Source organism: Parabacteroides sp. Y3-G-102 (assembly GCF_023656845.1).
In the GTDB taxonomy this organism is placed as follows: domain Bacteria; phylum Bacteroidota; class Bacteroidia; order Bacteroidales; family Tannerellaceae; genus Parabacteroides; species Parabacteroides distasonis.
The window spans coordinates 68,409-82,579 of sequence record NZ_JAMOKU010000008.1 but is presented as its reverse complement, the minus strand read 5'-3'; the positions used below and the strand labels follow the sequence as shown (position 1 = coordinate 82,579).

The window sequence follows — 14,171 nt, the reverse complement described above, 5'->3', positions numbered from 1 at the left end:
TTGTATTCCTTATTTTCTAAATCCTAGTTCGTTCGAAATCAACCCGGTAACCTCCTTGATCGTCTTCACCGTATTTTTCACCACCTCTTTCGATAAGCGGTCTTTCGGGCCGGAGATCCAGATCGCCCCACAAGGATATCCCGTATAATTAAAGATCGGGGCGCCTACGCATATCACGCCGCTCAGCTCCTCCTCATTATCCATGGCATACCCCAGTTTGCCAACCCTTTCTAATTCCTCCAGATAGGCCTCACGAGAAGTGATCGTCCGGGTATTATACCGTGTAAACGTCATGTAGGACAGGTAGCGATCTCGCACCGTCTTCGGCAAATAAGCCATAATCGCCTTTCCCGGAGCCGAACAATGCAACTCAAACGGCTTTCCCGGCGACAGGACGAAGCGGAACGTATGATGTCCTTGCGCTTGTTCGATAAAAATCCCTTTCTCATCTCCCAAGACACCAAAGCAAGCGGTCTCTTTCACTTGATCACGTAAATCACGCAAATGTGGCAAGACGGTCTCTAAAAGATTGTGTTCATTCAAGGATCTGAAACCAAGAGTCAATAATTTTCGGGAAAGTTTATAACGTTTCGTGTCTTCACTAAAATTAAGATATTCCAGCCGCACCAATGTATTCAAAATACGGTAAGCCGTGGTCTGCGATATATCGAGCGCCGACTTAATATCTTGCAATGTTTCCCCCGCCGACCGCAAGGAAAGGTACTCAAGAACCGCAATGCCCTTCTCTAAATTAGGCACTTTATAGTTCTCATCCACTTTTTCCATATTTGGTAGCGTGTTTTCCATATTTGAAATTGCGTTTCAGATTTGAATCAAATATAGCAGTGATGAATTTAAACAAGATACGAAATATGTAAAAAGGTGTTAAGTATGTTGCAGAGCATAAATATCATAGAACAAAAAAGCCGGAATCTCTTCCGGCCTTCTTTAAACGCAATGAATCTACCATTTTTATTTCTTGCAATCGCAAGTTGAGTAGGCTACTAACATCCAAACCAACTTCTCCTGTTCTTTCAGATAATCGCTCATCAAAGCGACCGTAGCCTCATCGCCTGCCTCAGATGCCAAGGAAAGAAGTTTACGCTCCTCACCGATCAGATGACCGTATGTATCAAGAATATTCTTTAACGCCTCATCACCGCAAGATACGCCTGATACCTCTTTTACACGGGCTACTTTCAAATACTCGCTGAACTTGTTCTCCGGCTCGCCTCCCAACATCAGGATACGTTCCGCCAACTCGTCAACCTTCTCGGCAGCGTTGTTGTACATATCCTCAAATTTACTATGAAGAACGAAGAAACCGTGTCCCTTGATATTCCAGTGGAAACCACGAAGGTTCGTATAGAATACTTGGTAATCCGCCAATAATTGTTTCAAGCTTGCTACTACGTTACTTACCGCTGACGCGTCTAAATGAAGATAATCTAATGTTTTCATACTGCTATTTTTTAATTGTTATACTTTTCGTTTTTCTTATATTGCAAAGATATGGCAAATATAAACAACTGTCAAACAGATAATTCCTATACATATATAGATAAAATCTATATTTAAACGATCAGCAAGAAGACTTGCGATAGAACTTGGGTTTCTATTTACCCAATTTAAACTTATATCCTGCGGTAAGAGCCAAAGTATGGTAATTCGCCTCGATCGATCCTCCCTTATACTCTTTACCTAACGATACATCATAGCCAAAATTGATAAAGCATTGTTTTATTTCCACACCTACAGTGGCACTTATCCCCCAATCAAAAGCACGAAGCCCTTCACAGGGATCATGGGTATAAAACTTAGCGGATTCTTCCGAAGCGACAGACCATCCCCCGAACATTCCTTTATCCAATACGCTTACGGCTATATAAGGGCCTACTCCAACATTCAAACGAATATCCTCAGCTAATTTGAATGAGAAATTAGCCATAATCGGTAATTGCAAGAAATTTCGTGTCACCTTATTTGAGTAATCATACGCATATCCATACGGATCATAAGTAGGTCCCGGCACTGCCCACCAATAACACCCATATCCATATCCGGGAAATTTGTCATTACTATATCCCCTTTGCGTATAATACAAACCTGACTTCAGAGAGAGAAATTCCGGCTTCAACTGATATTCCACTCCTACCCCAATCTTCCAACTCGGTTTCCAATCAACCATTGGACCCGCCTTCATCACTGTCATACCCGCTTCCGGAACTACCGACCACTGGGCTTGTACCGATATTACACCCAACATTAACACCATCGCAAATAATACAACTCTTTTCATATACTTTTTATTTTGATAAAATAATCGAACGACATATATGAATAAGACATGAAACAATAAAAAACCCCTATTGGCACCAACAGAAAAAGGCCGGAATCACTTCCGACCTTCTCCAAACGCAATGAATCACCTTTTTTACTTCTTGCAATCGCAAGTTGAATATGCTACTAACATCCAAACCAACTTCTCTTGTTCTTTCAGATAATCGCTCATCAAAGCGACCGTAGCCTCATCTCCCGCCCCGGATGCCAAGGAAAGAAGTTTACGTTCCTCATCGATCAAATGACCATACGTATCAAGAATATTCTTTAACGCCTCGTCACCACAGGATACGCCTGATACCTCTTTTACACGGGCTACTTTCAGGTACTCGCTGAACTTGTTCTCCGGCTCGCCTCCCAACATCAGGATACGTTCCGCCAACTCGTCAACCTTCTCGGCAGCGTTGTTGTACATATCCTCGAATTTACCATGAAGAACGAAGAAACCGTGTCCCTTGATATTCCAGTGGAAACCACGAAGGTTCGTATAGAATACTTGGTAGTCCGCCAATAATTGTTTCAAGCTTGCTACTACGTTACTTACCGCTGATGCGTCTAAGTGGATATAATCTAATGTTCTCATAATTGCTACTTTTTAATTTGTTATACTTTTTGTTTTTCTTATACCGCAAAGATACGGCAAGTATAAGTAGCTGTCAAACAGATAATTTTTATATCAAGATAGAGGAAATTTATTAAACTATTCCATACAATAAGTATGCAAATGACATGAATACATAAATAATTGGATACTAACATTTTAAAAAGACGATTATCATTTTCGAAAAACACGTACGTGTTTTTTTGAAAAGTCGTACATGTTTTTCGGGAAACACGTACGACTTTTTACAGAATCATACGGCAAGGAACTAGAACATACATAAAAATATACGATAAGTCTCCCTTTTTCAGGGGGCCCAAAAGCATTTCCCCCAAAATCCCCTACTCGAATTATCGCTGTGGTTTTAGAGAGCCGTAAAAGTTACTTGATAAAGAAAGAAACCGGACGAACACCTATAAAAACTTAAGCAAAAAGGTTACCTTCGCGGAAACAAGATTTCGCTTTGGAAGTACAAGAATTATTGAAACTATATGCCGCTCACCCGCAAGTGACGGCGCTGGACACCTTACTGAAAAACGATACGTCCCGCAATATATTCCTAAAGGGACTGAATGGCTCGGGTCCGGCAATGACGATCGCCTCTCTTTTTACGAAAGGAAGGGGAAGTTATGTGTGCGTGTTGAACGACCAAGAGGAAGCCGGCTATTTCTATCACGACTTGATGCAGCTTACCGCCAGCGATGAGGTATACTTCTTCCCATCCGCTTACCGGAGGGCCATCAAGTACGGGCATGTCGATCCGGCGAACGAGATCCTGCGCACCGAGGTACTCAGCCGGTTGCAAGACCCGGACGCCTCTTTCGTGATCGTCACGTATCCGGACGCCTTGGCGGAACGAGTCGTGGCCCGGGAGGTATTGAAGGAGAATACCTTAAAGATCAGCGTGGGCGAGAAGCTGGATAATATGTTTGTCTCCGACGTGCTGGACGAGTATGGCTTCGAGCAGGTCGACTATGTATATGAGCCGGGGCAGTACGCCCTCCGTGGCAGTATCCTCGACGTTTTCTCTTTCTCCAACGAGTTTCCTTACCGTATAGACTTTTTCGGCGACGAGGTGGAGACCATCCGTACGTTCGACGTGGAGACGCAACTCAGCAAGGAGAAACTGGACAGCATCTATATCGTACCGGAGATGAGCAAGAACGCCATGGATAGTACTTCCTTGCTAGGCTCCCTTCCCCGGAACACCTGCATAGCGGCGAGAGATCTCGCATGGTGCAAGGAGCGCATCGGAAGCGTATGGAACGACGATCCGGTGGTAGCCGACGAGGAATCCTTCGCCGATATCGACCAGATGCGGAAGAAATTAGTCCGGGGCGAGGACTTCCTACGGGAGGTCTTGGATTTCCGTCGCATTCATTTCGGGGCACGGCCGATGGGAACGGCGGACGCTACCATCCATTTCTCTACGCAAACGCAGCCGATCTATCATAAGAATTTCGACCGGGTGAGCGAGTCGTTCCATAAATACCTCGACGAGGGCTATACATTATATATATTGAGCGATCAAGAGAAACAAGCCAACCGTATCCGGATGATTTTCGAGGATAGGGGCGACAATATCCCTTTCACCGCCGTAAACCGCACGATACACGAGGGATTCGCCGACGATACGCTACGCATCTGCTTTTTCACCGACCATCAATTGTTCGACCGCTTCCACAAGTTCAACTTGAAGAGCGATAAGGCACGAAGCGGAAAGATCACCCTTTCGCTCAAGGAGCTGAACCAGTTCTCGCAGGGGGATTATATCGTACATATCGACCATGGCGTAGGACAGTTCGGGGGATTGGTACGCACCGAGGTGAACGGTAAGATGCAAGAGGCCATCAAATTGATTTATCAGAATAACGATATTATATTCGTCAGCATCCATTCCCTGCATAAATTATCGAAATACAAGGGGAAAGAGAGCGGCGAGCCGCCTAAGTTGAGCAAGCTCGGCACAGGCGCTTGGGAAAAGATGAAGGAACGTACCAAGGCGAAGGTGAAGGATATCGCCCGGGACTTGATCCTCCTCTATTCCAAACGCAAGCAAGAGACGGGTTTCGCCTACACGCCGGACAGCTTCATGCAGCATGAGCTGGAAGCCAGCTTCATCTATGAGGACACGCCGGACCAGATGAAGGCTACCGCCGAGGTCAAGGCGGATATGGAAAGTACCCGTCCGATGGACCGGTTGATTTGTGGAGACGTTGGTTTCGGAAAGACCGAGGTGGCTATCCGTGCGGCATTCAAGGCGGTATCGGACAATAAGCAGGTGGCCGTGTTGGTACCCACCACCGTACTGGCTTTCCAGCATTACCAGACGTTTTGTGAGCGCTTGAAGGATTTCCCTTGCAAGATCGATTATATCAGCCGGGCCCGTACGGCCGCGCAAATCAAGGCTACCTTGAAAGAGCTGAAAGAGGGCGAGGTGAATATCTTGATCGGCACCCACCGGATCGTCGGCAAGGATGTACGTTTCAAGGATCTGGGCTTGCTTATCATCGACGAGGAGCAGAAGTTCGGGGTATCCGTCAAGGAGAAGCTTCGGCAGCTGAAGGTGAACGTGGACACCTTGACAATGACGGCCACCCCGATCCCCCGTACCCTACAGTTCTCCTTGATGGGGGCCCGGGACCTTTCCAGCATCACCACGCCACCGCCCAACCGTTATCCCGTGCAGACGGAGGTGGAGCGTTTCAATCCCGATATCATCCGGGAAGCGATCAATTTCGAGATGAGCCGGAACGGGCAGGTATTCTTCATCAACAACCGTATCCAGAACATTTACGAGATGGAAGCCTTGGTACGGCGGGAAGTCCCCGACGCACGGGTAGCCGTGGGGCACGGGCAGATGGAGCCGGAGAAGCTGGAAAAGATCATCCTCGATTTCGTGAATTATGAGTATGACGTATTGATAGCCACCAGTATCGTGGAGAGCGGCATCGACGTGCCCAACGCCAATACGATCATCATCAACAACGCCCAGCAATTCGGGCTTAGCGACCTCCATCAGCTACGCGGACGTGTAGGACGAAGCAACCGGAAAGCCTTCTGCTACCTCCTTTCCCCGCCCCTCACCTCGCTGACGCAGGAGGCACGGCGCAGGTTGCAAGCGATCGAGAACTTCTCCGAGCTGGGTAGCGGTATCCATATCGCCATGCAAGACCTCGATATCCGGGGAGCCGGGAATATGCTAGGCGCCGAGCAAAGCGGTTTCATAGCGGATCTGGGTTACGAGACGTACCAGAAGATCTTGGAGGAGGCGGTAGACGAGTTGAAAAGCGAGGAATTCGCCGATCTTTACGCCGATAACACCGAAGGGCACCGGGATACGGGCAGCGAGTACGTCCGGGAGACCTATATCGAGAGCGATCTAGAATTGATGTTCCCTCCCACCTACATCCCCAACGACTCGGAACGTATCTCCCTATACCGGGAGTTGGATAATATGGAGGAGGAACGTGACATCCTCGCCTTTACGGAGCGCCTGAAAGACCGCTTCGGCAAGATACCGAAGGAGGGCAAGGAATTGATCCGGATCGTGCGCCTCCGTCGCATGGCCAAGAAACTGGGTATGGAGAAGGTGATCCTGAAGAAAGGGCAGATGAGCCTCTTCTTGGTGAATAACCCAGACAGCCCGTATTACCAAAGCGAGGCGTTCGGCAAGCTGCTGGGCTTCATCCAAAAGCATCCCCGTGAATGCAACCTCCGGGAGCAGAATGGCAAGCGAAGCATCGTGATCAAGAACGTCCCTACGGTGGAAGCGGCATGCGGCTACCTGCAAGAGATGGAAAAAATAAACTCAACCAACTTTTGACACATCCTCTTACAAACACGAAAAGATATGGAAAAGAAAACGATTATAGACCTTTTTGAGAGTTCAGCCAAGCGATTCCCGAGTAATCCTTTTTTATGGGAGAAGACGGGCAAGCGATTCGAGCCAACCACTTACGCCGAGGTTCGCGACCTCGTCTATGAGGAAAGCGCCGGCCTCATATCGCTGGGTGTGCGAAAGGGGGATAATATGGCTTTACTGAGCGAAGGGCGCAACGCGTGGATCATCGGCGAGCTGGCCATGTTCTACGCCGGGGCGACGAACGTGCCCCTATCGATCAAGCTGGAGGAGGCGAACGACCTCCTGTTCCGTCTCGTCCACGCCGACGTGAAATATATCATGGTATCGGGCCAGCAACTCAAGAAAATCCGGGCGATCAAGGATCAGCTCCCCGCCGTACGGAAGATCATCGTACTCGATGAGCAAGCGGAATACCAAGACCGTGAGATGTCGCTGTCCGAGATACGCCGGATGGGGAAGGTCTATCTGGGTATTCATCCGATAGAGGAGTTCTTGGCGATCGGGCAATCGCTGGGCAACGATGATTACGCCACCATCACCTATACCTCCGGCACGACCGCCGATCCGAAAGGCGTGATCCTCACCCACCGCAACTATACGGCGAACGTGGAGCAAGCGCTCACTTGCGTGGATATAGACGATACGTGGCGTACGTTGGTGATCCTCCCGCTGGACCATTGCTTCGCCCACGTGGTAGGATTCTACATCTTCATGTCGAAGGGAGCCTCGGTAGCTACTGTGCAGGTAGGGCGTACCGGTATGGAGACCTTGAAGAATATCCCTATCAATATAAAGGAGTTCAAGCCGTACCTGATACTGAGCGTCCCCGCCTTGGCGAAGAACTTCAAGAAGAATATCGAGCAAGGTATCCGAGCGCGAGGCAAGAACGCCGTCCGCCTTTTCAACCTAGCCTTACGGATCGGTTATATCTATAACGGGGATAGCGACGAGGAGGAAGGAAAAGGTTTCCGCGTCCTCTTGAAGCCACTGGTCCGTTTGTTCGACAAGCTATTGTTCGCGAAAGTCCGTGAGAACTTCGGGGGCGAGCTGAAGTTCTTTATCGGAGGGGGCGCCTTGCTGGATAAGGACTTGCAGAAGTTCTATTACGCCTTGGGAATCCCGATGTACCAAGGATACGGGCTGAGCGAGGCGACACCGATCATCTCGACCAACGGCCCCCGCCGCCATACCTTCGGCAGTAGCGGCGTATTGGTGCGGCCCCTCGACCTAAAGATCTGCGACATGGACGGCAACGTACTTCCTCCGGGGGAGAAAGGCGAGATCGTCATCCGGGGAGAGAACGTGATGGCCGGCTACTGGAAGAACCCGGCATCGACGGCCGATACCGTAAAGGAGGGTTGGCTGTACACCGGGGATATGGGATATATGCGTGACGGGCTTCTTTATGTGTTGGGGCGTTTCAAGAGCCTGCTGATCGGAAGCGACGGGGAGAAATACAGTCCGGAGGGTATAGAGGAAGCCTTGGTAGAGCATTCCTCTTGCATCGACCAGCTGATCCTGTACAATAACCAGAGTCCGTACACGACCGCCCTGTTGGTCCCTAACAAAGAACGGTTGAGGAAGCATCTGGCCCACCAGAATCTGGACCTCACGAGCGATCAAGGCCGAGAAGAGGCCATCCGTATCATCCAGCGCCAGATCGACCGTTTCCGCAAGGGAGGCGACCTGTCTACTCTATTCCCGGATCGTTGGTTGCCGACTACCTTCGCCATCCTCCCCGAGCCTTTCACCGAGCAAAACGGCATGGTAAACAGCACTATGAAGATCGTCCGGGGCAAGGTAGAGAAAGCCTACGCCGCCCGTATCGCCCAGCTCTATACCCCCGAGGGGAAGAACCCGCTGAACAAGTGGAACAAGGAGGCGTTGTAGAGACGCGGCGTGCTCGCCTACTCCATGCGTCCCCGAGAAGGCTCCCTAAGCACGAAGCAGTATTACAACCCGGAATATTATCCGTTCTTGGTTCCTACGTTAGATGACAATGGCAAGCAGATCGGGGATCTGGTACAGCCCGAGGGCGGCACACGTATCATCGTGATCAAGAAGAAATGATTTATCGGCGAGGCCCGGCCACCAAGGTTGGGCCTCGCATTTTCTAAAGATTCCACCGCGCACCTGCCGCGAGGTGCCGCATTTCCCCAAGATTCGACCGCGCACCCGATGTACCCCCCGTATTTTTCCAAGATTCGACCGTGCACCCGCCGCAAGGTCTCGCATTTCCCCAAGATTCCGTTTCGCGCCCGATGTAAGCCCCGTATTTTCCCAAGATTCGACTTTTCACCTGCCGCGAGGTCGAATCCGCGAAAAATACGGTAGTTTCCAGAGCTATATCCACCGATTTGTCTTACCTTTAGCCAGTATTAAACCTGATCATGGATCTAAATCAACAAGAAAATGGAAAAGATTACAAAAGTAAAAGACATTAACATCACGAAATTGAACAACGCCGAGTACCGAACCTTCATGGCCCGCTACGGGAACCTGCTCGCGGGTGGCGGAGGCGACTCGGAATCTCCCGACGAGATCAGCTTCGACCCGAACGACCCGCTGGGCATCCCCCAAGAACTTCGTACGGCCTTCGCCACCGATTTCGCCCTGTTGACCGACGCCGTGAACCAATCCTCGGCCAGCGAGGAGACCGCGCAGATGTCCGCCCTCGACAAGGAGAGGGATGATCTCTTGATCTTCATTACTTCCACTATTACCCAAATGACGAAAAGCCCGCTGGCGGCGCAACGCACGGCGGCCGAGAAGCTATACCTTCCCGTAAAGCCCTACATCGGAGCCGCGCGCCTCGCCAACTTGCAGGAGACGGCCGCCATCGAGGGCTTGCTGGTAGACCTCGACAAGGCCGGGATGCCCGAGGCGCTGGCGGCGATCAACCTCACCGAAGTAGTAGCAGCGCTGAAAGAGAAGAACAAGCAATACGCCACGCTCACCGAGCAACGCACCAACGCCAAGGCGGACGACCCCGTAGAGAGCGCCAAGAAAATCCGCCTACGCATGGACGAGGAATACGACGAGATGTCCACCTACGCCTTCGCGCAAAGCGTGGTGAAGCCCACTCAAGAGACCGCCGCCTTCATCAGCCGCCTCAATGCGCTGGTCGACGAGACGAACGCCCTCTACAACCAACGCATAGCGCAGGCGAGGGCCGCAGCCGCCAAGAAACAAGAAGGCGACAAGCCCGCTACCGACAGCGACTCGCCATCAGAGATATAAAATAATGAAGATCTTTTTCGTTAAATAATGAAGCTCGCGTTTTCTACCGCCGGGTTTCCCATCGAGCGGTGGGAAACCCGGTGATTAATGATTATTAATAGCCTCTCCCCCCTCCCTCCCACGAAAAAAACATACCTTTGCCAACAGTATTATCCGTGAAGGAATAACGAGACATTTACATGATAAGATCTATTCGCTATATCACTTTGCTAGTCCTGTTACAATTCGTGACCGGCATTTCCGTCCTATACGCCCAGAGCATAACTTCCGCATCCGGAATCGTGAGAGACTCCGTAAGCGGGGAACCCCTATCCTACGTATCCGTCATGTTCGAGAACTCGACGATCGGGGCGATGACCGACGATGACGGGGCTTTCAGCCTCCAGAATGACAAAGGGCTTACCCGGCTGGTCGTATCCTCGCTTGGATATGACAATAAGGTCGTAAACCTAAAGGCGGGGCAAAAGAACAACGCCCTCAACGTGCTCCTCCGGCCTACCTCGTTCGAGATTGCCGAGGTAGTCGTCAAGCCTAAACGTGAGAAATATTCCCGCAAGGACAACCCCGCCGTGGAACTGATCAAGAAAGTCATAGAGCATAAGAACGACAACCGCATCGAGGCGAAGGACGAGTACCAAAGCGAGGTGTACGAGAAGCTCAGCATGTCGCTGGACGACTTCAACCCCAATCTCGAGAAGAATAAGTTCCTGAAGAAATTCAAGTTCATCAAGAACTATCTGGATACCTCGGAGTTCAACGGGAAACCGATCCTGACGATCTCCGTCCGTGAGACGATCTCCGACCAATACTACCGCAAACATCCCAAGGCGGAGAAGACGATCACCAAGGCCAAGCGCCAGCAGGGTATCGACAAGACCTTGGACGATGGAGGCGCCATCACCGCCAACCTTGAGGAGATATTCAAGGGCGTCAATATCTTCGACAACAATATCAATATCTTGTTGAACCGTTTCGTGAGCCCGTTATCTTCCACGCTGGCTGTCTCCTATTACAAATATTATATCATGGATACGGTGGACGTTGCCGGAGATAAATGTGTGGATCTCGCCTTCGTGCCCGTAAACAGCCAGAGTTACGGCTTCACGGGCCGCTTGTACATCACGCTGGACGGTAATTACGCCGTCAAGAAATTCCTCTTGAACACCCCGGCGAACATCAACCTCAACTGGGTGGACAAGCTCCGGATCGAGCAAGAGTTCAAGCGGATGCCGGATAGCACTTGGGTGCTCGCCAACGAGAATACCTACGTTAATTTCTATATTGTAAAAGGGGCGCAACAGCTCTATGCCCACCAGCTAAGGAATTTCGATAAGTATCAGTTCGACGTGCAGAACGCCGACTCGATCTTCGGCCTTCTCGGTCCGATCCATGAGCTGCCCGAAGCCACCGCCCAGACCGACACCTTCTGGATACACAACCGCCATGTCCCCTTGAAAGAGAAAGAGAGCGCCTTGGACGACTTGCTGGCGCAACTTCGCAAGGTACCGGCTTTCAACGTGATCATCAAGACCGCCGAGATATTGATCACCGGTTATATCCCGACCACGGCGGACAAGGATAAGAGCAAGTTCGATTTCGGACCGATGAATACCACGTTCAGCGCCAACCATCTGGAGGGCTTCCGCATGCGTGTGGGAGGTATGACGACGGCAAACCTCAACCCGCACTGGTTCGGTAGCGGTTATCTGGCCTATGGCGTAAACGACCGTAAGCTAAAGTATAACGCCAAGCTGACGTATAGCGTGAACAAGAAGAAATATCACGAGGGAGAAAGCCCGGTGAACAATATCTCTGCGATCCAAGAGTACGACGTATATACGCCTGGTCAGGACTTCCTCTTCACCAGCAAGGATAATATGTTCGTGGCATGGAAGGTGGGCGAGCCCGTCACCATGATGCAATACATCCGCAAGACCATGCTCCAGTACCAGAAGGAATGGCTGAATGGCCTGACCCTTACCACTTGGGCGCGGAACGAGAACAACGAGGCGGCCGGAACGCTCCGCTACGACCGTTACGACGCCGACGGGACATTGACGAACCTAAAGAGTTTCACCAACACGGAGCTAGGGACCCAGCTTCGTTTCGCCCCGGGCGAGCGTGCCTATAACGGACGAGAGGGTAAGAACTCGCTTTTCAACCTCTCGAAAGACGCTCCCGTATTCAAGCTATCCCATCAGATGGGATTGAAGAACGTGTTGGGGGGCGACTTCAACTACAACCATACGGAGATCAGCGCCGAGAAACGGATCTGGCTCTCTTCCTTCGGACATATCGACGCCTTGGTGACGGCGGGCAAGGTATGGGACAAGGTTCCTTTCCCCTTGCTCATCATGCCGAATACCAACCAGTCCATCACGATCCAGCCGCAAGCCTTCAACATGATGCGTGCGCTGGAGTTCGTAAGCGACCAGTATGTTTCGTTCTACTTCACGTATTATATGAAGGGATGGATCTTAAACCGTATTCCCGGCGTGAAGTGGCTACGTTTGCGTGAGGTGATATCGTTCAGCGGTTTCTACGGAGGACTGACCGATAAGAACAACCCTGCCTTGGACCCGACGGGACTATACCGTTTCCCCGAGGGAACCTCGCCGATGGGCCGTACGCCTTACCTGGAGGCCAGCGTAGGTCTGGAGAACATCTTCAAGATATTACGGATCGATTATTACCGCCGGTTGACGTATCTGGACCAACCGAATATCAAGAAGGGGGGCGTGCGTATAGCGCTGCGGTTCTCCTTCTAAGAGAAGGGACGTAGAGAATTGACAGTTGACAGTTAATTTAAGAGAGATAAGAAAAAATGGGGGAGTTGGAACGCAGACCGAACGCTTGGGCGTTGACACCGCTGGTGGTATTCTTATTGACTTATTTGGTGGTATCTATCGTGGCGGGAGATTTCTATAAGATGCCGATAACGGTAGCCTTCGTCATCTCCTCGATCGTAGCGATAGCGATCTCCAAGGGAGGCAAATTAAGCAACCGCATCGAGCAGTTCTGCCGGGGGGCGGCCAACAGTAATATCATGCTGATGGTATTGATCTTCATCCTCGCCGGGGCCTTCGCGCAGACCGCCAAGGCGATGGGTGCCGTAGACGCTACCGTGAATCTGGCGATGTCCATCCTGCCCGGTAACCTGTTGGCGGCCGGAATCTTCCTAGCCGCTTGCTTCATATCCATCTCGGTAGGTACGTCGGTGGGCACGATCGTGGCCTTGGCCCCGGTAGCTGTCGGTATAGCGGACAAGACGGGGATGCCAGACGCCCTTATGCTGGGTGTCGTGGTGAGCGGCGCTATGTTCGGCGATAACCTGTCGTTCATATCCGATACGACTATCGTAGCTACCCGCACGCAGGGTTGCCAGATGTCCGATAAGTTCAAGGTGAATATCCGTATCGCCCTCCCGATAGCGATCCTGACCGGATTGATATACGTGCTGGTGGGAAGCGGCGTGGAGAACGCTTACGCCCCCGCCCCGATCGAATGGGTCAAGGTGATCCCTTATCTGGTGGTATTGGTAACCGCCGTTTGCGGGATCAATGTCATGCTGGTGCTATTCATCGGGATCGTCCTGTCCGGTATAGTAGGTCTGTGGACCGGTAGCTTCGATATCTGGGGCTGGAACGCCTCCATGGGACTAGGTATCACGAATATGGGCGAGCTGATTATCGTGACGCTTCTGGCAGGAGGCATGTTGGAGATGATCCGTTATAACGGGGGTATCGACTGGATCATCCGCAAGCTTACCTCCCGCATCCATTCCTCCAAGGGGGCCGAGATGAGCATAGCGGCCTTGGTAAGTTTCGCCAACCTCTGCACGGCCAACAATACGATCGCCCTCATCATGGCCGGCCCGATCGCCAAAGATATAGCGGACCGGTTCAAGATAGATCCCCGCCGCAGCGCCAGCCTATTGGATATCTTCTCTTGCTTCGTACAGGGAATCATCCCCTACGGCGCCCAGATGTTGATGGCCGCCGGACTCGGGCATGTCTCCCCTATCGAGATCATGCAATATCTTTACTACCCGTATCTATTGGGGGCAGGCGCCTTATTGGCGATCTTATTCAATTATCCGAGGAAATATACGGTAAATTAAATGGA

General features: G+C 50.9%; 10 protein-coding genes. 6 read left to right on the top strand and 4 right to left on the bottom strand.

Going from position 1 to position 14,171, the window contains the following annotated elements; genetic code table 11:
* Positions 1–9: 9 nt before the first annotated feature.
* The 4 genes from NBH16_RS05625 to NBH16_RS05610 all read right to left on the bottom strand — a co-directional run bounded on the left by NBH16_RS05625 (position 10) and on the right by NBH16_RS05610 (position 2,923).
* Positions 10–807: an IclR family transcriptional regulator gene (locus NBH16_RS05625; RefSeq protein WP_057326472.1), complete on the bottom strand. Its 798-nt coding sequence runs from the start codon at positions 805–807 to the stop codon at positions 10–12.
* A 165-nt stretch (positions 808–972) separates the two neighbouring features.
* Positions 973–1,461, bottom strand: coding sequence for a Dps family protein (locus NBH16_RS05620; RefSeq protein ID WP_036615641.1), 489 nt, complete (start codon positions 1,459–1,461; stop codon positions 973–975).
* Positions 1,462–1,615: 154 nt separating this feature from the next.
* Entirely contained in the window at positions 1,616–2,299 is a 684-nt protein-coding gene (locus NBH16_RS05615) for an outer membrane beta-barrel protein (RefSeq protein ID WP_034531327.1), read from the bottom strand.
* A gap of 135 nt (positions 2,300–2,434) precedes the next feature.
* Positions 2,435–2,923 (bottom strand): Dps family protein, encoded by a 489-nt coding sequence (locus NBH16_RS05610; RefSeq protein WP_005863058.1) that lies wholly within the window; start codon positions 2,921–2,923, stop codon positions 2,435–2,437.
* Between the two features lie 481 nt (positions 2,924–3,404).
* Here NBH16_RS05610 and mfd point away from each other — a divergent pair, with 481 nt between their 5' ends.
* The 6 genes from mfd to NBH16_RS05580 all read left to right on the top strand — a co-directional run bounded on the left by mfd (position 3,405) and on the right by NBH16_RS05580 (position 14,166).
* The gene (mfd, locus tag NBH16_RS05605) at positions 3,405–6,767 is read left to right on the top strand and encodes a transcription-repair coupling factor (protein ID WP_250788210.1); all 3,363 of its coding nucleotides are present in this window, start codon (positions 3,405–3,407) and stop codon (positions 6,765–6,767) included.
* A gap of 27 nt (positions 6,768–6,794) precedes the next feature.
* Entirely contained in the window at positions 6,795–8,696 is a 1,902-nt protein-coding gene (locus NBH16_RS05600) for an AMP-dependent synthetase/ligase (RefSeq protein ID WP_250788209.1), read from the top strand.
* A 24-nt stretch (positions 8,697–8,720) separates the two neighbouring features.
* Positions 8,721–8,876 carry a hypothetical protein gene (locus tag NBH16_RS05595; RefSeq protein ID WP_192922580.1) on the top strand — a complete coding sequence of 52 codons (156 nt, stop codon included), beginning with the start codon at positions 8,721–8,723 and terminating at the stop codon, positions 8,874–8,876.
* Between the two features lie 342 nt (positions 8,877–9,218).
* Positions 9,219–10,046, top strand: coding sequence for a DUF6261 family protein (locus NBH16_RS05590; protein ID WP_250788208.1), 828 nt, complete (start codon positions 9,219–9,221; stop codon positions 10,044–10,046).
* 179 nt (positions 10,047–10,225) lie between these two features.
* Complete coding sequence (locus NBH16_RS05585) at positions 10,226–12,814, top strand: DUF5686 and carboxypeptidase-like regulatory domain-containing protein (protein ID WP_122369231.1); 2,589 nt, start codon at positions 10,226–10,228, stop codon at positions 12,812–12,814.
* A 56-nt stretch (positions 12,815–12,870) separates the two neighbouring features.
* Positions 12,871–14,166, top strand: a complete 1,296-nt coding sequence (locus NBH16_RS05580; RefSeq protein ID WP_122144203.1) for a Na+/H+ antiporter NhaC family protein — start codon at positions 12,871–12,873, stop codon at positions 14,164–14,166.
* Positions 14,167–14,171 lie beyond the last annotated feature (5 nt).

Bases quoted from the DNA above. Each gene is read 5' to 3' on its own strand.
- NBH16_RS05625 (WP_057326472.1), bottom strand. From the start codon at position 807: ATGGAAAACACGCTACCAAATATGGAAAAAGTGGATGAGAACTATAAA.
- NBH16_RS05620 (WP_036615641.1), bottom strand. From the start codon at position 1,461: ATGAAAACATTAGATTATCTTCATTTAGACGCGTCAGCGGTAAGTAAC.
- NBH16_RS05615 (WP_034531327.1), bottom strand. From the start codon at position 2,299: ATGAAAAGAGTTGTATTATTTGCGATGGTGTTAATGTTGGGTGTAATA.
- NBH16_RS05610 (WP_005863058.1), bottom strand. From the start codon at position 2,923: ATGAGAACATTAGATTATATCCACTTAGACGCATCAGCGGTAAGTAAC.
- NBH16_RS05600 (WP_250788209.1), top strand. From the start codon at position 6,795: ATGGAAAAGAAAACGATTATAGACCTTTTTGAGAGTTCAGCCAAGCGA.
- NBH16_RS05595 (WP_192922580.1), top strand. From the start codon at position 8,721: ATGCGTCCCCGAGAAGGCTCCCTAAGCACGAAGCAGTATTACAACCCG.
- NBH16_RS05590 (WP_250788208.1), top strand. From the start codon at position 9,219: ATGGAAAAGATTACAAAAGTAAAAGACATTAACATCACGAAATTGAAC.
- NBH16_RS05585 (WP_122369231.1), top strand. From the start codon at position 10,226: ATGATAAGATCTATTCGCTATATCACTTTGCTAGTCCTGTTACAATTC.
- NBH16_RS05580 (WP_122144203.1), top strand. From the start codon at position 12,871: ATGGGGGAGTTGGAACGCAGACCGAACGCTTGGGCGTTGACACCGCTG.